This is a genomic window from Rosettibacter primus, assembly GCF_036860675.1.
Classification (GTDB): domain Bacteria; phylum Bacteroidota; class Ignavibacteria; order Ignavibacteriales; family Melioribacteraceae; genus Rosettibacter; species Rosettibacter primus.
The window spans coordinates 292210-313722 of sequence record NZ_JAYKGK010000002.1 but is presented as its reverse complement, the minus strand read 5'-3'; the positions used below and the strand labels follow the sequence as shown (position 1 = coordinate 313722).

26 protein-coding genes are annotated in these 21513 nt (G+C 30.6%); 21 read left to right on the top strand and 5 right to left on the bottom strand.

Features of this window, described 5'->3' with window-relative positions; all coding sequences use genetic code 11:
* Positions 1–63: 63 nt before the first annotated feature.
* Positions 64–2253: a catalase/peroxidase HPI gene (katG, locus tag VJY32_RS04535; protein ID WP_353676701.1), complete on the top strand. Its 2190-nt coding sequence runs from the start codon at positions 64–66 to the stop codon at positions 2251–2253.
* Positions 2254–2349: 96 nt separating this feature from the next.
* Here the strand turns inward: katG and VJY32_RS04530 are convergent, their stop codons facing one another.
* The 3 genes from VJY32_RS04530 to rlmN form a co-directional block, all read right to left on the bottom strand.
* Entirely contained in the window at positions 2350–2793 is a 444-nt protein-coding gene (locus VJY32_RS04530; protein ID WP_353676700.1) for a hypothetical protein, read from the bottom strand.
* A gap of 4 nt (positions 2794–2797) precedes the next feature.
* Positions 2798–3343, bottom strand: a complete 546-nt coding sequence (locus VJY32_RS04525; RefSeq protein ID WP_353676699.1) for a hypothetical protein — start codon at positions 3341–3343, stop codon at positions 2798–2800.
* Positions 3344–3414: 71 nt separating this feature from the next.
* A complete protein-coding gene (gene rlmN / locus VJY32_RS04520) occupies positions 3415–4476 on the bottom strand; it encodes a dual-specificity RNA methyltransferase RlmN (protein WP_353676698.1) in 1062 nt (353 codons plus the stop codon).
* Between the two features lie 172 nt (positions 4477–4648).
* Between rlmN and yidD the strand changes: the two genes are divergently transcribed.
* From yidD to VJY32_RS04475, 9 genes are all read left to right on the top strand, one after another.
* Positions 4649–5083, top strand: coding sequence for a membrane protein insertion efficiency factor YidD (gene yidD, locus VJY32_RS04515; RefSeq protein WP_353676697.1), 435 nt, complete (start codon positions 4649–4651; stop codon positions 5081–5083).
* A 121-nt stretch (positions 5084–5204) separates the two neighbouring features.
* Positions 5205–5987 carry a tetratricopeptide repeat protein gene (locus tag VJY32_RS04510; RefSeq protein ID WP_492008315.1) on the top strand — a complete coding sequence of 261 codons (783 nt, stop codon included), beginning with the start codon at positions 5205–5207 and terminating at the stop codon, positions 5985–5987.
* 6 nt (positions 5988–5993) lie between these two features.
* Positions 5994–6818, top strand: a complete 825-nt coding sequence (locus tag VJY32_RS04505) for a tetratricopeptide repeat protein (RefSeq protein WP_353676695.1) — start codon at positions 5994–5996, stop codon at positions 6816–6818.
* Positions 6815–7243, top strand: a complete 429-nt coding sequence (locus VJY32_RS04500) for an ACT domain-containing protein (protein WP_353676694.1) — start codon at positions 6815–6817, stop codon at positions 7241–7243. The genes VJY32_RS04505 and VJY32_RS04500 overlap by 4 nt, the downstream gene beginning before the upstream one ends.
* A 75-nt stretch (positions 7244–7318) precedes the next feature.
* On the top strand, positions 7319–8680 hold the full coding sequence (locus VJY32_RS04495) for a PFL family protein (protein ID WP_353676693.1): 1362 nt from the start codon (positions 7319–7321) through the stop codon (positions 8678–8680).
* Positions 8681–8709: 29 nt separating this feature from the next.
* Positions 8710–9315 carry a LemA family protein gene (locus VJY32_RS04490; protein ID WP_353676692.1) on the top strand — a complete coding sequence of 202 codons (606 nt, stop codon included), beginning with the start codon at positions 8710–8712 and terminating at the stop codon, positions 9313–9315.
* Between the two features lie 14 nt (positions 9316–9329).
* Positions 9330–10067 (top strand): TPM domain-containing protein, encoded by a 738-nt coding sequence (locus VJY32_RS04485; protein ID WP_353676691.1) that lies wholly within the window; start codon positions 9330–9332, stop codon positions 10065–10067.
* A gap of 293 nt (positions 10068–10360) precedes the next feature.
* Positions 10361–10693 carry a 4Fe-4S dicluster domain-containing protein gene (locus tag VJY32_RS04480; protein WP_353676690.1) on the top strand — a complete coding sequence of 111 codons (333 nt, stop codon included), beginning with the start codon at positions 10361–10363 and terminating at the stop codon, positions 10691–10693.
* Positions 10694–10832: 139 nt separating this feature from the next.
* Entirely contained in the window at positions 10833–11009 is a 177-nt protein-coding gene (locus VJY32_RS04475; protein ID WP_353676689.1) for a flagellar hook assembly protein FlgD, read from the top strand.
* 61 nt (positions 11010–11070) lie between these two features.
* Here the strand turns inward: VJY32_RS04475 and VJY32_RS04470 are convergent, their stop codons facing one another.
* Positions 11071–11961: an endonuclease/exonuclease/phosphatase family protein gene (locus tag VJY32_RS04470; protein WP_353676688.1), complete on the bottom strand. Its 891-nt coding sequence runs from the start codon at positions 11959–11961 to the stop codon at positions 11071–11073.
* A gap of 70 nt (positions 11962–12031) precedes the next feature.
* Between VJY32_RS04470 and VJY32_RS04465 the strand changes: the two genes are divergently transcribed.
* The 4 genes from VJY32_RS04465 (at position 12032) to trxB (ending at position 15214) form a co-directional block, all read left to right on the top strand.
* Positions 12032–12880, top strand: a complete 849-nt coding sequence (locus VJY32_RS04465; protein WP_353676687.1) for an MBL fold metallo-hydrolase — start codon at positions 12032–12034, stop codon at positions 12878–12880.
* Positions 12877–13212, top strand: coding sequence for a Rieske (2Fe-2S) protein (locus VJY32_RS04460; RefSeq protein WP_353676686.1), 336 nt, complete (start codon positions 12877–12879; stop codon positions 13210–13212). The genes VJY32_RS04465 and VJY32_RS04460 overlap by 4 nt, the downstream gene beginning before the upstream one ends.
* A gap of 40 nt (positions 13213–13252) precedes the next feature.
* Entirely contained in the window at positions 13253–14173 is a 921-nt protein-coding gene (gene queG / locus VJY32_RS04455; RefSeq protein ID WP_353676685.1) for a tRNA epoxyqueuosine(34) reductase QueG, read from the top strand.
* A 90-nt stretch (positions 14174–14263) separates the two neighbouring features.
* A complete protein-coding gene (trxB, locus tag VJY32_RS04450) occupies positions 14264–15214 on the top strand; it encodes a thioredoxin-disulfide reductase (protein WP_353676684.1) in 951 nt (316 codons plus the stop codon).
* A 14-nt stretch (positions 15215–15228) separates the two neighbouring features.
* Here trxB and VJY32_RS04445 read toward each other — a convergent pair whose 3' ends face one another.
* The gene (locus VJY32_RS04445; protein ID WP_353676683.1) at positions 15229–15591 is read right to left on the bottom strand and encodes a DUF6249 domain-containing protein; all 363 of its coding nucleotides are present in this window, start codon (positions 15589–15591) and stop codon (positions 15229–15231) included.
* 220 nt (positions 15592–15811) lie between these two features.
* Here VJY32_RS04445 and VJY32_RS04440 point away from each other — a divergent pair, with 220 nt between their 5' ends.
* The 7 genes from VJY32_RS04440 (at position 15812) to sigZ (ending at position 21497) form a co-directional block, all read left to right on the top strand.
* Positions 15812–16378: an RNA polymerase sigma factor gene (locus VJY32_RS04440; protein ID WP_353676758.1), complete on the top strand. Its 567-nt coding sequence runs from the start codon at positions 15812–15814 to the stop codon at positions 16376–16378.
* The gene (locus VJY32_RS04435) at positions 16375–16893 is read left to right on the top strand and encodes a hypothetical protein (protein ID WP_353676682.1); all 519 of its coding nucleotides are present in this window, start codon (positions 16375–16377) and stop codon (positions 16891–16893) included. The genes VJY32_RS04440 and VJY32_RS04435 overlap by 4 nt, the downstream gene beginning before the upstream one ends.
* Before the next feature lie 94 nt (positions 16894–16987).
* Positions 16988–17557 carry a glutathione peroxidase gene (locus VJY32_RS04430; RefSeq protein WP_353676681.1) on the top strand — a complete coding sequence of 190 codons (570 nt, stop codon included), beginning with the start codon at positions 16988–16990 and terminating at the stop codon, positions 17555–17557.
* Between the two features lie 266 nt (positions 17558–17823).
* Entirely contained in the window at positions 17824–18834 is a 1011-nt protein-coding gene (locus VJY32_RS04425; protein ID WP_353676680.1) for a glycosyltransferase family protein, read from the top strand.
* 162 nt (positions 18835–18996) lie between these two features.
* The gene (locus VJY32_RS04420; protein WP_353676679.1) at positions 18997–19485 is read left to right on the top strand and encodes a hypothetical protein; all 489 of its coding nucleotides are present in this window, start codon (positions 18997–18999) and stop codon (positions 19483–19485) included.
* Positions 19486–19701: 216 nt separating this feature from the next.
* The gene (locus VJY32_RS04415) at positions 19702–20529 is read left to right on the top strand and encodes a T9SS type A sorting domain-containing protein (RefSeq protein WP_353676678.1); all 828 of its coding nucleotides are present in this window, start codon (positions 19702–19704) and stop codon (positions 20527–20529) included.
* A gap of 350 nt (positions 20530–20879) precedes the next feature.
* Positions 20880–21497 carry an RNA polymerase sigma factor SigZ gene (gene sigZ, locus VJY32_RS04410; protein ID WP_353676677.1) on the top strand — a complete coding sequence of 206 codons (618 nt, stop codon included), beginning with the start codon at positions 20880–20882 and terminating at the stop codon, positions 21495–21497.
* Positions 21498–21513 lie beyond the last annotated feature (16 nt).

Below are 21513 nucleotides of genomic sequence, written 5' to 3'. Positions count from 1 at the left end.
AAAGTAATCCTTGAATAAAAAATAAAATGATTATTAAACAAATTATTAAGTGAGGTTAGTAATATGAGTAACAATGAAAGCAAATGTCCAGTCCATATACCAAAACCAGGAACAATGGGGACAAAAAATGAAGACTGGTGGCCCAATCGCCTGAAGTTAAATATACTCAGACAGAATTCTTCCTTATCCAATCCAATGGATAAAGACTTTAATTACAGAGAAGCATTTAAAAGTCTTGATTATTATGCATTGAAAAAAGATTTACAGGAATTAATGACACAATCTCAAGATTGGTGGCCTGCAGATTTTGGTCATTATGGACCTTTATTTATCCGCATGGCATGGCATAGTGCAGGTACATATCGAATGGCAGATGGCAGAGGTGGAGCTAATGGTGGATTACAAAGATTTGCTCCATTGAACAGTTGGCCTGATAATGCAAATCTCGATAAAGCTCGAAGATTACTCTGGCCGATTAAACAGAAATACGGAAATAAAATTTCATGGGCAGATTTAATGATTCTTGCTGGAAATGTTGCTATGGAATCTATGGGTTTCAAAACATTTGGATTTGGTGGAGGACGAGAAGATGCATGGGAATCTGATGAAAGTATTTACTGGGGTTCAGAAACTAAATGGCTTGGAGATGATAAGCGTTATTCTGGAGAAAGAGAACTTGAAAATCCATTAGCTGCTGTTCAAATGGGATTAATTTACGTTAATCCAGAAGGACCAGGTGGAAATCCAGACCCAGTTGCTGCAGCTAAAGATATACGTGAAATATTTGCAAGAATGGGAATGAATGATGAAGAAACTGTAGCATTAATTGCAGGTGGTCATACATTTGGTAAAGCACATGGACAGGGCGACCCAAAATTAATGGGTCCTGAACCTGAAGCCGCAGATGTTGAAGAACAGGGCTTAGGTTGGAAATACAAATATAAAACAGGCAAAGGTCCTGATACTTTGACAGGCGGACCTGAATTGACATGGACAACTACACCAACAAAATGGGGTCATGATTTCTTTAAGCATCTTTTTGAATATGAATGGGAATTAACAAAGAGCCCTGCAGGTGCTTATCAATGGGTTGCTAAAAATGCAGAACCAAATATCCCCGATCCTTTTGATCCACATAAAAAACATTTACCAGGAATGTTAACAACTGATTTAGCTTTAAGATTTGACCCTGAATATGAAAAAATCTCAAGAAAGTTTTATGAAAACCCGGATTTGTTTGCCGATGCATTTGCCAGAGCCTGGTTCAAATTAACTCATAGAGATATGGGACCAAAAGCTCGTTATCTTGGTCCTGAAGTTCCAGAAGAAGATTTAATCTGGCAGGACCCAATTCCTAAATTAGACCACAAATTAGTTGATGAAAATGATATTGCTCAATTGAAGAAAAAAATTCTTGAATCCGGTTTGTCAATTTCTGAATTAGTTGTTACTGCATGGGCATCGGCATCAACTTATCGTAATTCTGATAAACGTGGTGGTGCAAATGGTGCTCGTGTTAGATTAGAACCACAAAAAAACTGGGAAGTAAATAATCCTCAACAATTATCAAAAGTATTAAAAGTGTATGAAAATATTCAAAAAGAATTTAATGCAAATCAAAAAGATGGAAAGAAAATTTCAATTGCTGACTTAATTGTTCTTGGTGGATGTACTGCCGTTGAAAAAGCTACAAAAGATGCAGGTTATAATATAACTGTTCCATTTACTCCAGGAAGAATGGATGCAACTCAGGAACAAACTGATGTAAATTCTTTTTCCTATCTTGAACCTTTTGCAGATGGTTTCCGTAATTATTTAAAAGCAAAAACATCTATAAATTCTGAACATTTTCTTATTGATAAAGCACAACTACTTGGTCTGACAATTCCTGAAATGACAGTTTTAGTGGGAGGGATGCGAGTGTTAAAAGCAAATTATGATAACTCTGATTATGGTGTTTTTACAAATCGTCCTGGAGTTTTAACAAATGATTTCTTTGTTAATTTGCTTGATATGAGCACTGAATGGAAAGCAACAGATGATTCAAAAGAGACTTTTGAAGGTTATGATAGGAAAACCGGTAAATTAAAATGGAAAGCCACTCGAGTTGATTTAATTTTTGGGCATAACTCAGAACTTAGAGCTGTAGCTGAATTTTATGCATGTGAGGAAAATAAAGAAAAATTTGTTAGGGATTTTATTAATGCATGGAATAAAGTAATGATGCTCGATAGATTTGATTTGCTTAAGTAAATTTATAATTTCATAATTTTAGCCGTGGTAGCAATATCACGGCTTTTTTTATTGATTAGCGATTAATTTTATTTAATTAAACTCGATTTACAATAATTAATGTGTTCTAAAAACTTTTTGACTGTATAGAATCTTTGAATCATTTGATTCTTTTTGTATGCATTGCACTATGTAACTATCGTATGGTAATGATTCAAATTCACCATGAATTATATAATTACATATACATCTGCAAAGATTTGCTGCTGTATCTGTAACAGAAATTGTTATTGTATCTTTGAAAATATTACTTCTCATTAAAAAACGATTTGCATCAGGACAGCAATTTCCTTTTACACAAAAATCAATTTCAAGCTTATCAAAAAATGTATAATTAAAGCATGAATCAATTATTGATTTTTTTGACATGTTAATTATTTCATGTTGACATCCAGGGACCTGATAAATTTTTACATTGGATTCAGATGACACACCGCTTTCTTTGCAGCTTAGAAAAACTGTAAATAAAAATATGATAGTTAGTTTTTTGTATTTAATCATTTTATTAATACCCTCGATTACGTAATGTAGTCGCAATTTTAAATCCTATTTCACTTATTGAAGTAACATTTTCAAACATGCCCCAGTATTCAATAAGATTTATCCTTTCAAAGAATATGATTGATTTTTTTCTTGTGTCGTAAATTTTTATAAGTATCGGTTTGTAAACCAATCTTTTGTTGCTAAGTCCTGTTTCTCGTGTATTAATTACTTCATCAATTTTCCCATAAACAATTAAGTCTGTCTTAACATATTTTGAGATTGAATCTGCAATTTCAGTTGAAATATTCCATAAGTTAAAATCCGTATTTATAAGTTCATACCATATTGAATCATCTTCAATAACATTATAACCTTTCTGAAGAAAACCGGTAATTAATGAAAATCTAATTTCATCTGATGCATATGGATATTTTTCGTTTTCGATGAAGGGTAAAATTAGAACATTATTTGCTCTAATAATTTTTTGCTGTTGACCCGTTTGTGAAATTATTAGAATTGGAATGCAAAAAAGTAGAATGAATAATAATATTTTATAAAGTTGAGACATACTTCTAAAAGTGTCTCTTTTATATGGAAGGATAATAAATAAATATTAACCTATTTTCAAGAGCAATAATTTTAATTATGCTTGATTGCTAATTGACCGCAAGCAGCTGCAATATCATCGCCACGAGTATCTCTTATAAAAACTGTAATGTTGTTATTTCTTAATAGCTCAACAAACTCAAGAATTTTTTCGTATGGTGTTGACTCGAGTTCTGCTGAAATTCCATCAGGATTCATATGTTTAATACTGTTGAAAGGAATTACATTGATTTTAGAAGGGAGTTGTGTGCAAAGTTTTGTGAGTGCTTTTATATCTTCTTTTCTGTCGTTAATATCTTTAAGCATTATATATTCAAAAGTAATTCTGGTTTTGGTTTTCTTTGCATAATATTTTAAAGCTTCAAGATTTTCTTTTAGAGAATATTTTTTGTTAATTGGCATTATTTTGCTTCGAACATCTTCAAATGCAGAGTGAAGTGAAAAAGCAAGTTTTACTCTAAGATTATAATCTGCAAGGTCAATAATTTTATGAGGAATCCCAGAAGTTGAAATGGTTATTCTTTTTCTGCTTAAACCTTTTGTCAATTCATGAGTAAAAATTTCAACGGCTTTAATAGTATTCTGAAAATTCAAAAGGGGTTCACCCATACCCATGAAAACAATGTTTGTGATTTTTTCTTTTCCATACTCTCTAGCAGAATACAAATATTGGTCTACAATTTCACCAGCAGTCAAATTTCTTTTAAAACCCATCAATCCTGTAGCACAAAATTTACAATCAAGAGGACAACCTACCTGTGTAGAAATGCAAAGTGTATTTCTTTCTTTATCTGGGATTATAACGGATTCAATCTTTTTGTTGTCATGTGTTGAAAAAAGATATTTTTGTGTGTTCGTGTGATTTGAAAATTGTTTATCAACAAGTGTTAATGTTTTTAACTCACAGGTTTCATCTATTTTCTTTCTTAATTCTTTAGAAAAATTTTTCAGTTCCAAAGCATCGAATACCAGATGATTATACATCCAGTTAAATAATTGTTCACCTCGAAATTTTTTTTCTCCAATTGAAATAAAATAGTTCTGAAGCTCTTCGAGCGTTAATCCTTTAAGCTGTATTTTTTGAGTTTCTTTCATAATTAATTTATTAACATGCAGTTTTATAGTTGAAAATTACAAGTTATTGCTTAAAGACTATTAAAAGATAAATATTATTTACAAATTTTATTAAAGTTAATTGAAAAATGTAATTAACAGGTTAGAATTTTTTTGTTATTTTAATTTATGATTTTAATAATTATTGAATTATATGAAAAACATAGTAATTATTTTAATGCTGTCTTCTTTACTAAAAGCTCAAACAGATTGGATTAAATGGGAGAAATATGAAGTAAATTATTCAATAAAATTAGAAAAAGATGACACAGATGCTAACAGTGATTCTAAAAGTAATGTAATTGTTCATCTAAAAAATTTTTACAGTCTTTTAATATCAGATTATGATGGGGACAATTGTCCGTTTAGTCCATCGTGCTCAGAGTTTTTTGTTCAGGCAGTCAAAGAAACAAATCTAATTAAAGGCACATTGATGTTTGTAGATAGATTTACTCGCGATATAAATTTTTTCAAAGGGACATTACATTACCCTCGATACAAAAACAGCAAATTTTATGACCCGGTTAATAATTATACTTTAGTTACACAGAAAATTATATATAATTCACCAACATCTTTTGTTAAATAACATGTTCAATATTTTCATTAGAAATAGATTCATTTTTCTTTCAGTTTTTCTTTTTTCTTTGTGTAATTGTTTTGCACAATCACATGAAAATCTTAATAGTTTTTTTTCACCAACAAATAGATTGAAATTTGGCAATTATCTTTTTTTAGAAAAAGATTATTTAAGAGCTCTAAATGAATTTCGTGAATATTTGAAAACCGAAAATAATGACACCGTTCGTTTTAAATTTGCTTATTGTTTTTTAAAAATTGGAAGATATGAAGAAGCGGCAGAGAATTTCAAAGGTTTGTTTTTTAATTCAACTCTTGAGGAAGAGGCAAAACTTCAATTTTTCAGAGCAAATTTTTTGTTGAGTCTATATAACTCATCGGATTTTTTTTCTTTTCGGGATTTAACAGAAAAACAAATTTATGCCAGCGAAAAGTATGCATTACATTTGAATAGATTGAAATTTATTTCACACCTATTTGATTATTCAATATTACCAGATACAAATGAATTTTTTTCTGCATTTGATGATTCAAATTATACTTCAATTAAAAAATTTTATTTCATGAAAAAATATCCTAATTACAAAAGTCAAACAACAGCTGGATTGTTATCGGCATTTTTACCTGGACTTGGAAAAGTTTATACAGGAGAATTTACTGATGGCATTACAGCATTTGCTGCAACAGGACTATTAGTTTTTTTGGCTGTCAATAATTTTAATCATCACCATAATTTTAGAGGATGGCTCTTTACAGGTCTTTCAGTTTTAACTTATGCAGGTAACATTTATGGTTCTGTAGCTTCAGCACAAATTTATAATGCGAGAGTTAGATTTAATTTTAAAAATGAAGTTAAACTTTATTTTGAGCAAAGAGATTTTCTTTTACCCAAAATTGACTTTTTGGAGAGATAATCATTGATGAAAAAATATTTCTTTCTTTTTCTATTAATTTTTTCACCGCTTTATGCACAAAATTTATTAGAGCAACTCAACTATGCTAATGAACTATTCAAATCGGAAAGATATTACGATGCAATTACTGAATATAAAAGATTAATATTTTTTGATACCTCAAAAACATTTTCATATGTCTGTAATTTCAATATTGGCAAATGCTACAAGTCAGGTGGGAAATTTGATGAAGCAATAAAATACTTTTCTTTAGCAGAAATTAATTCTTCCAGTAAAAATGAAAAATTCAGAGCTAAAATTGAAATTGTTAAAACAAACTTGTTAAGAAGAACAACTGATAGAGCACTGCAAATATTAAATGATATGGAGAAATCTTCAGAATTCAACGAACAATCTGATTCATTAAACTACTGGAAGGGGTGGGTTTACATATTTAACGATGATTGGGAAAAAGCAAAATTTTATTTCAATAAATTTGAACCGTATCACGAATTATCAATTTTATCGCAAAGAGTAATAAAAGAAAAATATTCGGTTACATTTGCTAAGGTAATTTCTTATATTTTGCCTGGTGCAGGACAAATTTATACAGGACACATATTTTCTGGATTAATGTCACTTGGATATAATATTTTATTTGGTTATTTAACTGCTAATTCTCTTTCAGAAAATAGAATATTTGATGGTGTAGTAATAGGAAGTTTATTATGGTTAAGATTCTACAGAGGAAATATTCAAAATGCAGAACAATATGCGGTTGAGAAAAATATCTCTGTTTCAAATCGAGCTCTTAATTATCTTCAAAATGAATATAGAGGCAATAAGCCATGAAGCTTACTGAAGAAGAAATTAGAAAAATTACTTTTGAAACTGTTAATGAATTAGGAAGAGATGCAACGCCGGCAGAAATTAAAGAGGCAGTTCGAAAAAAAATTGAATCTATGTCAGATTATGATTTGAGATTAAAACAGGGTGAAGTTACTTCAGGCAGAGTTATTTTAACTTCATTCGGATTGAATAAGCCTGGAATTGTTGCAGCAGTCACAAAAGCTTTAGCTGAATCAAATTGTGATATTCAGGACTTAAGCCAGAGGATTATGGGCGATTTTTTTACCATGATTATGATAATTGATATCTCTACGTCAAACAAAGATTTAAAAGAAATTCAAAATGAAATGGCAAAGGTTGCTGATGAACTAAAAATAAAAATTTATCTGCAACATGAAGATGTTTTTAGATATATGCACAGAATATAAATTGTAGTCTGGATTAAAATATGAACCACGCAAAATGTCTTAATTGATGTAAATAAAAAAATATCAGGAAATTATATGCAATATGAATTTGAAGAAATTCTTGAAACTATTCGAATGACAGAAATTGAACATTTTGATATACGAACTGTTACAATGGGAATTAGTTTACGAGATTGTTATGATAGAAATATTGAAGTAACAAAACAGAAGATTTATGATAAAATTATTCGCTTTGCAAAAAATCATGTAAAAAATGCAAAAGAAATTGAATCACAATTTGGAATTTCAATAGCAAATAAAAGAATATCATTAACCCCGATTTCAATACCATTTGATTCATATCATTCAGAAGAATTTATCGAAATTGCTAAGGTCCTTGATAAAATAGCTGAAGAAATTGGTATAGATTATATTGCTGGATATTCTGCATTGGTACAAAAAGGAATGACGAACGGAGAAAAAGAATTAATTAAATCAATTCCATATGCACTTTCTCAAACTAAACGAGTTTGTTCAAGTGTTAATGTTGCTTCCACAAAAGCTGGAATTAATATGGATGCAGTAATTATGATGTCAGAAATAATTAAGTTGACAGCTGAACTTACAAGAGATAAAGATTCGATTGGTTGTGCTAAATTGGTAGTTTTTGCAAATGCTGTAGAAGATAATCCATTTGTAGCAGGAGCTTTTCATGGCGTTTCTGAACCCGAAGTTGTAATTAATATTGGAATCAGTGGACCCGGAGTTGTACTTGATGCAGTTCGCGAAGCAGGAAGAGTTGATTTTCAAACACTTTCTGAAGTTATAAAAAAAACGGTCTTTAAAATTACTCGAGCAGGTGAATTAATTGGTAGGAAAGTAGCAGAAAAAAATGGGGTGCCTTTTGGCATAGTAGATATTTCACTTGCACCTACACCTGCCGAAGGTGATAGCATTGCCGATATTATTAAAGCAATGGGTCTTGAGGATGTTGGAGCACCAGGAACAACAGCAGCACTGGCTATGTTGAACGATGCAGTTAAAAAAGCTGGACTTATGGCAAGTTCTTCTGTCGGTGGTTTGAGCGGTGCTTTTATTCCAATAAGTGAGGATATGGGAATGATTCGTGCAGTTCAATCAGGAAATTTATCTATTGAAAAATTGGAAGCTATGACATCCGTTTGTTCTGTTGGCTTGGATATGATTGCAATTCCCGGTGATACCCCAAGTGAAACTATTGCCGGTATAATTGCCGATGAAGCTGCTATTGGAATTATAAATGATAAAACAACAGCTGTAAGAATTATTCCTGCCTTTGGAAAGAAAGAAGGAGAATTCGTTGACTACGGTGGTTTATTAGGCAAGGCTCCTGTTATGGGAGTAAGAACATTAAGCAGTGCAAAATTTATAAACCGCGGTGGAAGAATTCCTGCTCCAGTAAGAAGTTTAACAAATTGAATTAATCCTAATCATAAATAGGAGGTAAAATGAAAAAGGGTCTATTAATTGCACTTGGAGTTGCAGCAGTAATAATTGTTATTATCTTACTTACAGTAAGTTGGGGTGTGGGAGTTTATAATAGATTAGTATCTTTGAACGAAAGTGTGAATCAAGCATGGAGTCAGGTAGAAAATCAGTATCAAAGAAGATATGATTTAATTCCTAATCTTGTTGAAACTGTTAAAGGTGTTGCTAATTTTGAGAAAGAAACATATACAGCAGTTACAGAAGCTCGAGCAAAAGTTGGACAGATTAGAATTACAGCTGACCAGCTCGGTGATGCTGAAGCATTTCAAAAATTTCAACAGGCACAAGATGGTTTAAGCAGTGCTCTCTCACGTCTACTTGTAGTTTCAGAAAATTATCCGCAATTAAAAGCAAATGAAAACTTTCTTCAACTTCAGGCTCAACTCGAAGGAACTGAGAACAGAATTTCTGTAGAAAGAATGAAATTCAATCAAGTAGTTCAAGAATATAATACACAAATAAAAAGATTCCCTGCATCTATAATTGCAAATATGACAGGATTCAAAGAAAAACAATATTTCCAGGCAGCACCAAATGCTGAACAGGCTCCAAAAGTTCAGTTTTGACAATAGAGTTTAATATGAAAAAAACTTTTTTATTTTTATTAATTCCATTTATAGTTATTCGTGCTCAGATTGAATTCCCAATCCTAAAAAATTATGCAAATGACTATACTTCTACTCTCTCAAATTCAGAACTTTCTTATCTAAACGATAAATTAAAAAGGTTTGACGACTCTACATCAAATCAAATTGTGTTTTTAATGATATCATCATTAAACGGTTATCCCATTGAATTATATACTTATGAAGTTGCCTCAAGAAATAAAATTGGGACAGCAAAGAATAATAATGGGGTTTTGTTTTTTGTTGCTAAAGATGACAGAAAAATGAGAATAGAAGTTGGTTATGGTCTGGAAGGAGCTCTTCCTGATGCTCTTGCAAGTTCAATACTTAGAAATGAAGTTCGTCCACACTTTAAGGGAGGTAATTATTTTGAAGGAATAAAAGCAGGTATTGATGCAATTATTTCTGCAACTAAAGGAGAATATAAAAGTGATAAAAAAGAGAAAGAAGAAGATGATATTAAATTTCCATTTGTTTATATAATAATGTTAATAATTTTTTTGTTATTAGCTCGAGGTGGTAGAGGAAGCGGAGGTGTAATTCCATGGTTAATAATTGGTTCCATGGGAGGAGGCAGAAGCAGAAGCTGGAGTGGGGGAGGTGGTTTCGGAAGTGGAGTTGGTGGCGGATTTGGTGGGTTTAGTGGAGGTGGAGGTTCATTTGGCGGAGGTGGGGCAAGTGGTAGTTGGTAATAAGTCTATGAATTATATATTTTTTATAAAATAATAAAGACTTTAATTATATTTTCTTTTGTATGAATCATTTATGTTCTTTAACTTTATTCTTAGAAATTTTGCTATAAGGTATTTTTTAAGATTTATTTGTAATGAGTATAACAAAATTCTTTCTGATAAATATAAAGTTTATATGTTGAGAAAACTTTTATAAACCTTATAAATAACAAATATTCTTGAATATAATCTTGTTTATTTAATTATAAATAAATCAAATAAAGAATTTTTCATAAAATTAAGGAGAAATTATTATGGCTATAATGATAACAGATGAATGCATCAACTGCGGTGCATGTGAACCCGAATGCCCGAACACTGCAATTTATGAAGGTGGTGCTGAATGGAAATTAGGGGATAAGACTTTTGGCGAAAATGACCCTGCTCCTTCTGGAGCTACAGGATTTTTCTCTGCTGACCGTTTTTATATTGTTCCTGATAAATGTACAGAATGTGTAGGATTTCATGATGAACCTCAATGTGCTGCTGTATGTCCTGTAGATTGCTGTGTTCCTGACCCAAATCATGTTGAAGATAAAGAAACACTTCTGAAGAAAAAGGAATATCTTGATAGTATAGGAAGATAAAAAGTTAATTTATAATCATAACTAAAATCAAAGGCTCGCATTGTCGAGCCTTTTATTAATTACGAAATTTATTAGTCTTTCTTATATACTTTTTATTTTTATAGGTAAATCATTTGATTATCTGAAAATTGTGTAATATGTGAATTCTTTTTATGATACTGTAACATTTGAAATCAACGACAGCAATAAAAATATTGTTGAGCTATTCTGGAATGGTAAAAATGATAATAATGAAGAACTTGCATCTGGAGTTTATATATTCACTGTACGAGGGTCGGGATTCAGTAAGTCGGTGAAATTAGTTTATATGAAATAAATTTGACCGCCAGGGTGTGAGTTAAAGTATAAATCATTCTTTACACTCTGGCGGTTTATAATTAATAAAGATATTTTATTACAGCAGTCACCGGAAAATGGTCTGAAGGATATTTCCCGTTCCTATTTGTTTTTATAATTCTGGAATCTATAGTTTCAAAATCTTTTGAAACAAAAATAAAATCTATTTTATCTCCGGAATCATCACCTTTGAAGTTATGGAATGTACCCTCATTGTTGCTTTTTTTATGCATTATTCTGTAAGTATCAATTAATTTAGAATTGAGAATGGATTTAATTGTTTCATCATTTTCACCGCAGTTGAAATCTCCTGTAAGAATGATGGGTTGAGTAATTTTCATTTCATAAATTTTTTTAATCAAAGCATCAGCACTCTTTCTTCTGGATTCTGAAGATTGATGATCAAGATGAAGATTGAAAACATAAATATTTTTACGTGTGAATTTATCAAATAATTTTGTCCATGTGCAGATACGGGTAATATTGTTCCCCCAGCTTTTTGAACCGGGAATTTTTGGTGTATCTGAAAACCAGAAAGTTTCTGTTGTATCCAGTATGAATCTTTCTTTTGAAAAAAGAATTGGAGAATATTCACCGGCTGTTTTTCCATCATCTCTGCCTGCTCCTGCAAAATTATAATTTTGCAGTTCAATTAATAACTCATCCAATTGAAACTTTAGCACTTCTTGCATTCCAATAATATCTGGGTTGTAATCTCTTACCACATCAAATAAAATTTCTTTTCTATTTTCCCAGCTGTTTTCTCCATCATCGGCAGTTCCATATCGAATGTTGAACGTCATAACTTTTATTTCTGTTGTATTATTCGAAATAGATTTTTTAATTAATGTACAACTCATTATCAAGAATGAAATAAAAGCTATAAAGCCATAGTTTACAACTGAACCTATTTTGATTTTTTTGTTTTTCATATCAATTCCTGATAAATTTATTAAATTTATATAGTCATTAATTAATTATACATAAACATAAAAATAAAATATGAAAATCGGCAAATACGTTTTACATGCAATTGAAACCTGTAAATTTTCTCTTGATGGCGGAGCGATGTTTGGAATAATTCCAAAACCACTCTGGCAAAATACAAATCCACCTGATGAATTAAACCGCGTAGAACTTAATGCAAGATGCTTGCTCTTAAAAAGCAGTGATAGAAAAATTTTAATTGATACAGGAATAGGTTATAACTGGGATGAAAAATTTAGTCGCATTTATAATATTGAGCATACAGAGATGGATTTGCTAAAATCACTATCAGCTCTTAATATAAAATCAGAGGAAATAACGGATGTTTTATTAACCCACCTGCACTTTGACCATACTGGCGGTGCAACAAAATTAGAAAATAATAAATGGATTCCTGCTTTCCCAAATGCAAAATATTATGTTCAAAAAAAACATTTTGAATGGGCAGTTAATCCATCTGAACGAGACAGAGCAAGTTTTGTTACAAATCGTTTTATGCCTTTGTATGAATCAGGTGTGTTAAACTTGTTAAACGAAGAAGAATATTTTGATGATGAAATTCAAATACTAATTTCAAATGGTCATACCTTTTCTCAGCAGCTGATTAAAATTTCGGATTCATCAACAACGATTCTTTTTTGTAGTGACTTATTTCCTTTTACTTCTCATATCTCTCTGCCATACATAACAGGTTACGATTTGCAACCATTAGTAACATTAAAAGAAAAGAAAGATATTTTGAACAAAGCTGTTGAACAAAACTGGATTATATTTTTCGAACATGACCCTTTCACATTGGCTGCTACAATTACAAAAAATGAAAAGGGTTTTATTGTTAATGAAAAATTTACGGAGCTAAAGTGATTAACGAAGAAGGATTTAAGAAAGTTTGTAAATATTCTGAACTAAAAGAGAAAGTTGGAAAACAATTTTTTGTTGATGATGTAGAAATTGCCATATTTAAAGTAGATGGCAGAGTTTATGCATTGAGTAATATCTGCCCACATCAAAAGACTCACTTGATTTATGAAGGTGAAATTGAGAATGATAAAGTTTTATGTCCAATTCATGGCTGGGCTTTTGAATTATCAACAGGTAATTTAGCAGGTAATAGAAAAGGTCTCACTTCATATGAAGTGAAAATTATTGATAACGATGTATTTGTAAAAGTTTCTAAAAAATCATTAAACTGGTAAAATATTTATGACTTCTTTAATGAAAATGAATTAGCAAAAAATGAAGTTAACAAATCAAATAGTAATTGCAAAAGCAAAAGAACTCGGATTTGATTTGATTGGTTTTGCACGGGCAGAAATATTAGAAAAGGAAATAAAAAATCTCAAAGTTTGGTTAAGCAAAGGTTATAATGCAACTATGGAATACATGAATAAAAATATTGAAAAGAGATATGATGTTAAAAATATACTTCCAGAAGCTAAGAGTGTTATTTCTCTTGCAATAAATTATTTTGTGAATGATAATTACACAAATAAAAATGGTACTGGCAAAGTATCGCGTTATGCATGGGGTAAAGATTATCATTTAATAATGTGGGAAAAATTAGAAATACTCGAAGATGAATTAAAAGCAATCGAGCCATCATTTCAATCGAAATCTTATGTAGACACAGGTCCAGTTATGGATAAAGTTTGGGCAGTAAAATCAGGAGTCGGATGGATGGGAAAACATACAAATGTAATTTCAAAAGAAATTGGCAGCTGGTTTTTTTTAGCTACAATGATAACAAACTATGAATTTGAATATAACGAACAAATACCAGACCATTGTGGTTCATGCAGAGCTTGTATTGATGCCTGTCCAACTGGTGCAATAATAAATGAATATGTTATTGATTCAAATCGTTGCATTTCATTTTTAACAATTGAAAATAAAGGAGAAATTCCAGAGGAGTTCAAAGACAAATTTGATAACTGGATTTTTGGTTGCGATATCTGTCAGGATGTTTGCCCATGGAATAAAAAATTTTCTAAACCTACATCAGAACATGAATTCAATTCAAAAGAAAATAAAGAACTCGAAATAGATAAAATCCTGAATATGACAGAAGAAGAATTCAAAGAAAGATTTCAATCCAGTCCGATTAGTAGAGCTAAATTAAACGGCTTGAAAAGAAATGCTAAATTTATAGTTTCATAAAAGATGAATCTTTCATTAAAGTTTACCATCTAATGAAAAACAAAAAAATAAAAATGAATAAATTTACAGTACACAAATATGGAGATTGGTATGGAAGAAAATCATCATAAAGTAGTGATAATTGGTTCTGGACCAGCAGGACTAACAGCAGCACTTTACACAGCGAGAGCAAATCTAAATCCCGTTGTATTTGAAGGTATGCAGCCGGGCGGACAATTAACAATTACTACAGAAGTTGAAAATTATCCCGGGTTCGAAAATGGTATTCAGGGTCCTGAACTTATGGATATAATGAGAAAGCAAGCCTGCAAATTTGGTGCAAAATGTTTCTTCAAGAGTGTTACTGAAGTTGATTTTTCGAAAAGGCCATTTGTGATTAAAGCAGAAAATGAAATTCACACAGCTGATGCAGTTATAATTGCTACAGGAGCCTCTGCAAAATTGCTGGGACTCGAAAGTGAAAAAAAATATATGGGATATGGAGTTTCTGCTTGTGCAACCTGCGATGGATTTTTCTTTAAGGACTTAAAAGTTCTTGTTGTTGGTGGTGGAGATACAGCAATGGAAGAAGCAATATATCTAACAAAATTTGCTTCTGAAGTTACTATTGTTCATCGAAGAGATGAATTTAGAGCTTCGAAGATAATGGTAGACAGGGCAAAAAAGAATCCTAAAATTAAATTTATTACCAATGCTGTTATAAAAGAAATTCTTGGCAAAGAAGAAAATGGTAGAAAATTTGTAACAGGTGCAGTTTTACAAAGTACAAAAGATAATTCTATCTGGGAAGTTCAAGCAGACGGAATTTTTATGGCAATTGGGCATCAACCAAATACATCGTTATTCAAAGGACAACTTGAACTTGATGAAACAGGTTATATAATTGTTCAACCTGGAACAACAAAGACAAGTGTAGAAGGAGTTTTTGCAGCAGGTGATGTAGCAGATAAAAAATACAGACAGGCTATAACAGCCGCTGGAACTGGATGTATGGCAGCTTTGGATGCTCAGCATTGGCTCGAAGAACACGAATTAGCATAAATTAAAGGTCGAGCTTAACTCGACCTTTTTTTGTCTCTTTCTCCTAATTTACGTGCTACAAAAAATGCTACAACAAATCCAAGCCCTAACATTACAAAGATAAGTAAAGGAACCCATTCATCAATTCCTGTATAGCCTTCGATTAGAACTCCTGTGCCTAAACCAATTCCAAAGAAAAGAATTATAATTCCAGCTTTAAGTAAGCTGTAAGCATCTCTTCTTGATTTTAATAGTTCAATCATTTGGTCATATGAAAGTCCCTTTTCTATCATTAATTGCTTTTCTTTAGAACGAAAGTAAAAAAATGTTACCAGTACTATTCCAGTAACCACAATTGCAACTATTGGTATGAACAGTGCTATTAATCCTTCGCCCATTTTAATTCTCCTTGTTTGTTAATTTTTTAATTAAACAATAAAAAAACTTTATTAATTCTATGCACATAATTTTTTCTTTCTCTATAGCTTATGACTACAAGTTAGTATGATAGGTTACAGAAATAATTGATTATTGATATATAATAAATTAGGTTTATGCATAGAAAATATTTTCAACGGATCTGTAACCATTTGAGAGGGATGTTAGTCATAAATAGTGATGAAAAATTTAACTGACATAGAAATAATAGAATCGGTAAAAAAAGGGAATACAGCTGATTTCTCTTTAATAATAAATCGTTATAAAGATAGAGCATTTAATCTTTTAAAGAGATTATTAAAAAATGAAATGGACGCAGAAGAAGCATTGCAGGATTGTTTCTTAAAGGCATTTAATTCTCTCAATTCATTTAGGTACGATTCTCAATTTTCTACATGGTTTTATAAAATTGTTTACAATACAGGATTGACAAAACTAAGTTCAAAGAAAAGAAAAATAGAACAGGAAATGACATCAATTGATGAACATTTTGACCTTGCAGATTATGATAATGAAATTTATTCATCAACAGAAAATCCAAAAGAATATATTCTTAAGATGATAGATAAATTGCCAATACGCAGTGCACTTGTTTTGATTATGTATTATGTTGATGGATTTTCAATTAATGAAATAAGTAAAGTTTTAGGAACCTCGCTTGTAAATACAAAAGTAATGCTGCATCGCTCAAGAAATGCATTGAGGGATTTAATTCTTAAACATAATTTTCAGGAGGAAATATTATGAATGATTATCTCGATGAATTAATGAATGATTATATAGATAATTCTTTGAGCACAGAAAAAATTAATGAGCTCAACAGCATTATGGAAAAAAATGAAAATGCATTAAAAAAATTAAAAGCACTTCGTTTTGTTGATGGGGTATTAAAAAGCATTGAAGTATATCCTGCCCCGGAAAATATTACTGAAAAAGTTATGAAATTAATTTTTAAGAAGTCCAATAAGATAAAACGAAGTGTAAATAAATTTATGGTTTCTGTTTTTTCGTTCTTAACTTTAATTTTATTAACAATATGTTCTGTAGGTTTGTGGATTGTAATAAAGGAATCATCTTCAATCAGTGTTTCTGATAAATTAAATGATTTTCTTAAGAAGGGAATTTCTTTTGTAAATAATTATATGAATAATAATTTATTTTTATTAATTACATCATCAATGACATTAATAACTATAACTGCACTTTATTTTATAATCGAATCTCACAAGGACTTCAAAAATAAATTGAAAAATATTTCATAACTCTATTTTAAATTCATCAGCTTAAATATTTCATCTCTTACAGTTGAACTTATTTAATGCCAATCGAGTTTTATTAAGAAATCCAGGAGGAACTATGAAAAATTTAAGCAAGAAATTTGTTCTCTTCGTTATAATAATTTTTATGAATCAAATTTATGCTGTTGGAGAAAACAAAATGAAAAATTCAATTTATGATATAACTGTAAAAGACATAAATGGAAAAGAAGTAAAACTGTCTGACTACAAAGGCAAAGTGTTATTAGTAGTTAATGTAGCAAGCAAATGCGGTTTTACTCCTCAATACGAGGGTTTGCAAAAAATTTATGAAAAATATAAAGATAAAGGTTTTGAAATCTTAGCATTCCCTTGCAATGATTTTGGCGGACAAGAACCGGGTTCAAATGAAGAAATAAAAGAATTTTGTTCAACAAATTACAATGTGACTTTTAAATTATTTGATAAAATAAAAGTATTGGGAAACGAACGAGCCTTGCTGTATGAAAGATTAATAAACAGCGATAATGTAGAAAAGGGTGATGTAAAATGGAACTTCGAAAAATTTCTTATAGATAAAAATGGAACTATTAGAGCAAGATTTAGAAGCAAAGTTAAACCAGAAAGCGAAGAGATAACAAAAGAAATTGAAAAGCTTTTAAACGAATAGAAGTTTATGTTGAATGGAATGGTGGAATAATGGAATGATGGAATAATGGGTTATAATTAAATTCTTAAAAATGACTTTGTGAATATTTTATGTTCTTATTGGAAATTAAGCAGGAACACCTATTAGGTAAAAGGTGAAAAGGCTCGAAAATATTCGAGCCTTTGTTGTTTTAAAAAACAGTTGATTTTTTTTTTACAATAATTATTATATTGAACAAAAAATTTTAATATAAAAGTAAATAATAGGGCACACATGGGGGCATAGCCATGAGGAGAGTAGCATTTTTAATTTCAGTAGTAATAATTGTTTTAATTAATTCCTGCGGAGAAGGAATAACCGAACCACAGCCGGGAAGAAGAGATTATGTCTGGACGGTGGATACAATTAATCCAGGTAATGAATCTTTATATTTAGGAAGAATATGGGGGAGCTCACCAAATGACGTCTGGGCAGTAGGTACTAGTAGTTGGTCGGCAACAAGTATTTGGCATTATGATGGGGTAAAGTGGAAAACAGATTCGATTCCTAGGAAGGTAAATCCACAAGCTATATTTGGGTTGTCTAGTTCTGAAGTATGGTTAGGAAATTACAATAGTACAATATGGAAATATGATGGTTTACAATGGTCACTGTTTGGTGAATATAAAATTGATGGCTATAACATACTTAATATTAATAATTTTGATGGAATGTCATCTTCTAATATTTATGGTGTTGGTTTTGTGGAGTTATATGGTGCAAATAAATGGAAAGCTATTATAATGCATTATAATGGAATATATTGGAGTCTCATTGATATACCTGAAACTAAAGTGAGTTTTGAAACTATTGCAGTTGAACCTAATAGTGGTATATTAGTAATAAGTGGTACAGTTTATGACCCAAATGGATTTATTGCAAAAGTATACTGCTGGGATGGAAAAGAACTAAAAGAGTTATTATCAGACTATGGCTGGTCATTTGTGATAAGACTTGGTGATGAAATATTTGTTACTAATGCTTCAAGAATATATAAATATTCTAATAAAAATCTTACTTTTTGGAAGGATAACAATGGTACGGGAATAAATGGAAATATTATTTGTGGTAGAAGTAGAAATGATTTTTTTATTGGTGGAATTAATGGTATATATCACTATGATGGGAAAGAGTTCAAAATTATATATGAAACTAATTTGACGGTACAGAGAGGTATAACTTTTGACAAAGATGTTTTTTTTATTGGAACAGACTATATCAATGGTAAAAATAATATAATTCATGGACAATTAAAGTAGGAGGATTGAGCAAAAAAATAATGAGAGGGTGATTGCCGCACCCTCTCACAAACGCAAATAAAAATTAGGCTGCTCACCTAAACCTTTGCTTAGCATAGGCATTTTTTATTTGCATTCCAATAGTATTAATTTTTTTTAACTTTTTAAACTGTGGAGGAAAAAATGAAAAAAAATATTGTATTATTCTTTACAGCAATTCTTTTAACTTTAGGTTCGGAAAAATTAAAAGCACAATATATTTCTTTTGAACCTCATTATGGTGATGTTTATATATGTCCGGGGACAAGTTCAACAGCAAGAATAAACTTATATTGGACTTGGGCTTTAACATCATATCCTTATTCTTATGCTGCTTATGCAAAACTTAAAACAGGAATAAAAGATTATGAAGCTAATATAAAAGGAACTAATCGAGGATCGTTCCCTGAATATTTTGATTTACCCTCTGGAACATATTCTTGGACAATGGAATTATATGAGTTTTTTAATGAATTAGAAGGTTTTGTAAAAACAGCTTCGGTTACAAATGTATTTTATGTTAAATATAAGTTATATGCAGCAAATAATTTTTCAGGAGGTATAATTAACCTCGAAGGTTCAACTGTACAATCAGGTTCAAGTGTTATTAAATTAGTAAATCAAAATGTATAAGTAGGAGCTATAGATCAAAATGATGGTCAAGGTTATTATAGAATATGGAACTCTAATGAAATTAATAAAAGTAATTGGAAGATAAATAATAATCCTATAAACAATGCAACATCTCGTAATTATTCATATACGGTTACAATTAACGATAATGGTGCAACGTTAGTTGCTGATCTTAAAAAACTCTGCAATGTCACTTTCCAGAATAATTTTGTTGGTGTGGGCAATAGCGGAACAATAAAAGTAAATGGGACACAATACAATTCTCCCACAACACAATTTCAAGTAGTAGAAGGCAATACAATAACAGCAGAAGCACAATATTATTATCATATAAATGGAATTGATTATACATTTACAAATTGGAGTGATGGTTCGACATCATTGTCAAAAACATTTACAATAAATACACATAATCAAATTACAGCAAATTATAGAGGGAAACCGACAAATAATGGAGAGAATATTCATTTTGGAAGTCTAGTAGGAGCACCAATAGAGATATACTGGACTGATAATCCCAATGTGAATGTAACCCAGTATCAGATATGGAGGAAAGTAAAACATAATGGAGTAGTAGGCTCGGAGAGATTAATCGGGACAGTAGGAAGAGGGGTTGGAAGATATGTAGATTATGATTATGTATTAACATCGAGTTATACTGATGATTTATTGATGTATGATGTTCGAGCATATTATTCAGTAGAGGGGACATATTCCGACCCGAATTATGAATCGGTATATGGAGCTGAAGCATTGTTTAAGAAAGGAGGAGAAAGTAAGCCGGTAGAATATTCCATGGAAGTATATCCTAATCCATTTAATCCAAGCACAACAATAAGTTATCAATTGCCGGAAAAGAGTATAGTTACAATAAAGGTATATGATATGCTGGGAAGAGAGGTAAAAGAACTGATAGAGGAAATAAAAGAAGCTGGATATTACAAATTAGAATTTAACGGTAGTGAACTGTCAAGTGGAATATATATATGCACAATAAGAGCAAATAAGTTTAACAAAAGTATAAAATTGATGCTCATTAAGTAAAAGGCTCGAAAATATTCGAGCCTTTGTAATAATGTTCTTAAAATTGTGTAAAAGTCAAATATCATCGAAAGAGGTATTCCCGAATAATTGATTATTCAAATCAAAAGCAAAAAAGAGACTGTAAAATAATTTGTGTAAATGGACTTTAATAAAACTGTTATGAACGATGAGTCCACAAAGAAATTAAAAGTTTATAATGCTTTATAAAGCTACTGACTTACTGTAAATTTGATATGAAATCATAGTGAGAAGATTAGTAATTATTATTTATTTTAAATAATTTTTTTCTGACATTTATTTTTCAAAGTCACTTAATTATAAATAATTTTAATGTTACGGAAAAAATTATAATGACTACAGAAGAACTTTATAAAAAGTTTAGTAAGAAACTTAAGCTGTTTATTGGCAAGAGGGTCAGCAATCAAATCGAAATTAATGATATACTTCATGAAGTATTTATAAAAATTCATAATAACATTGTAACACTCAAGAATTCAGAAAAATTGGAAAGCTGGATATATCAAATAACTCGAAACACAATAATTGATTATTATCGTTCAAATAAAACTGAAAAAGAAGTGATAAGCTTTGAAGAGGACAATAATGCAGTTAATAAAGGTAATGAAGAAGGTGTATTAAAGTTCATCGAAGAAAATCCCCATAAAAGAATTGCAAAAGGATTGAAAGAATTTATTGACCAGCTACCGGGTATTTATAAAGAAGCCATTAAGTTGATAGAATATGAAGGACTAACTCAAAGACAAATGGCTGAAAGACTTGAGATTTCATTATCAAATGCAAAATCGAGGGTACAACGAGGCAGAAAAATATTAAAAGAACTTTTGATGCAATGCTGTCATTTTGATTTTGATAAGTATGGAACTATAATCGATTATCACGAAATTCATTGTTGCTGTTGTCATCTTCATCCTGAACAGCCCGCAAAAAATTTGCATCCTTCCAAATAAATCTCCGTCTATTGAT

Excerpts from the sequence above, each read along its gene's own strand:
- katG (WP_353676701.1), top strand. The coding sequence starts at position 64 with ATGAGTAACAATGAAAGCAAATGTCCAGTCCATATACCAAAACCAGGA.
- VJY32_RS04530 (WP_353676700.1), bottom strand. The coding sequence starts at position 2,793 with ATGATTAAATACAAAAAACTAACTATCATATTTTTATTTACAGTTTTT.
- VJY32_RS04525 (WP_353676699.1), bottom strand. The coding sequence starts at position 3,343 with ATGTCTCAACTTTATAAAATATTATTATTCATTCTACTTTTTTGCATT.
- rlmN (WP_353676698.1), bottom strand. The coding sequence starts at position 4,476 with ATGAAAGAAACTCAAAAAATACAGCTTAAAGGATTAACGCTCGAAGAG.
- yidD (WP_353676697.1), top strand. The coding sequence starts at position 4,649 with ATGAAAAACATAGTAATTATTTTAATGCTGTCTTCTTTACTAAAAGCT.
- VJY32_RS04505 (WP_353676695.1), top strand. The coding sequence starts at position 5,994 with ATGAAAAAATATTTCTTTCTTTTTCTATTAATTTTTTCACCGCTTTAT.
- VJY32_RS04500 (WP_353676694.1), top strand. The coding sequence starts at position 6,815 with ATGAAGCTTACTGAAGAAGAAATTAGAAAAATTACTTTTGAAACTGTT.
- VJY32_RS04495 (WP_353676693.1), top strand. The coding sequence starts at position 7,319 with ATGCAATATGAATTTGAAGAAATTCTTGAAACTATTCGAATGACAGAA.
- VJY32_RS04490 (WP_353676692.1), top strand. The coding sequence starts at position 8,710 with ATGAAAAAGGGTCTATTAATTGCACTTGGAGTTGCAGCAGTAATAATT.
- VJY32_RS04485 (WP_353676691.1), top strand. The coding sequence starts at position 9,330 with ATGAAAAAAACTTTTTTATTTTTATTAATTCCATTTATAGTTATTCGT.
- VJY32_RS04480 (WP_353676690.1), top strand. The coding sequence starts at position 10,361 with ATGGCTATAATGATAACAGATGAATGCATCAACTGCGGTGCATGTGAA.
- VJY32_RS04470 (WP_353676688.1), bottom strand. The coding sequence starts at position 11,961 with ATGAAAAACAAAAAAATCAAAATAGGTTCAGTTGTAAACTATGGCTTT.
- VJY32_RS04465 (WP_353676687.1), top strand. The coding sequence starts at position 12,032 with ATGAAAATCGGCAAATACGTTTTACATGCAATTGAAACCTGTAAATTT.
- queG (WP_353676685.1), top strand. The coding sequence starts at position 13,253 with ATGAAGTTAACAAATCAAATAGTAATTGCAAAAGCAAAAGAACTCGGA.
- trxB (WP_353676684.1), top strand. The coding sequence starts at position 14,264 with ATGGAAGAAAATCATCATAAAGTAGTGATAATTGGTTCTGGACCAGCA.
- VJY32_RS04445 (WP_353676683.1), bottom strand. The coding sequence starts at position 15,591 with ATGGGCGAAGGATTAATAGCACTGTTCATACCAATAGTTGCAATTGTG.
- VJY32_RS04440 (WP_353676758.1), top strand. The coding sequence starts at position 15,812 with ATGAAAAATTTAACTGACATAGAAATAATAGAATCGGTAAAAAAAGGG.
- VJY32_RS04435 (WP_353676682.1), top strand. The coding sequence starts at position 16,375 with ATGAATGATTATCTCGATGAATTAATGAATGATTATATAGATAATTCT.
- VJY32_RS04430 (WP_353676681.1), top strand. The coding sequence starts at position 16,988 with ATGAAAAATTTAAGCAAGAAATTTGTTCTCTTCGTTATAATAATTTTT.
- VJY32_RS04425 (WP_353676680.1), top strand. The coding sequence starts at position 17,824 with ATGAGGAGAGTAGCATTTTTAATTTCAGTAGTAATAATTGTTTTAATT.
- VJY32_RS04420 (WP_353676679.1), top strand. The coding sequence starts at position 18,997 with ATGAAAAAAAATATTGTATTATTCTTTACAGCAATTCTTTTAACTTTA.
- sigZ (WP_353676677.1), top strand. The coding sequence starts at position 20,880 with ATGACTACAGAAGAACTTTATAAAAAGTTTAGTAAGAAACTTAAGCTG.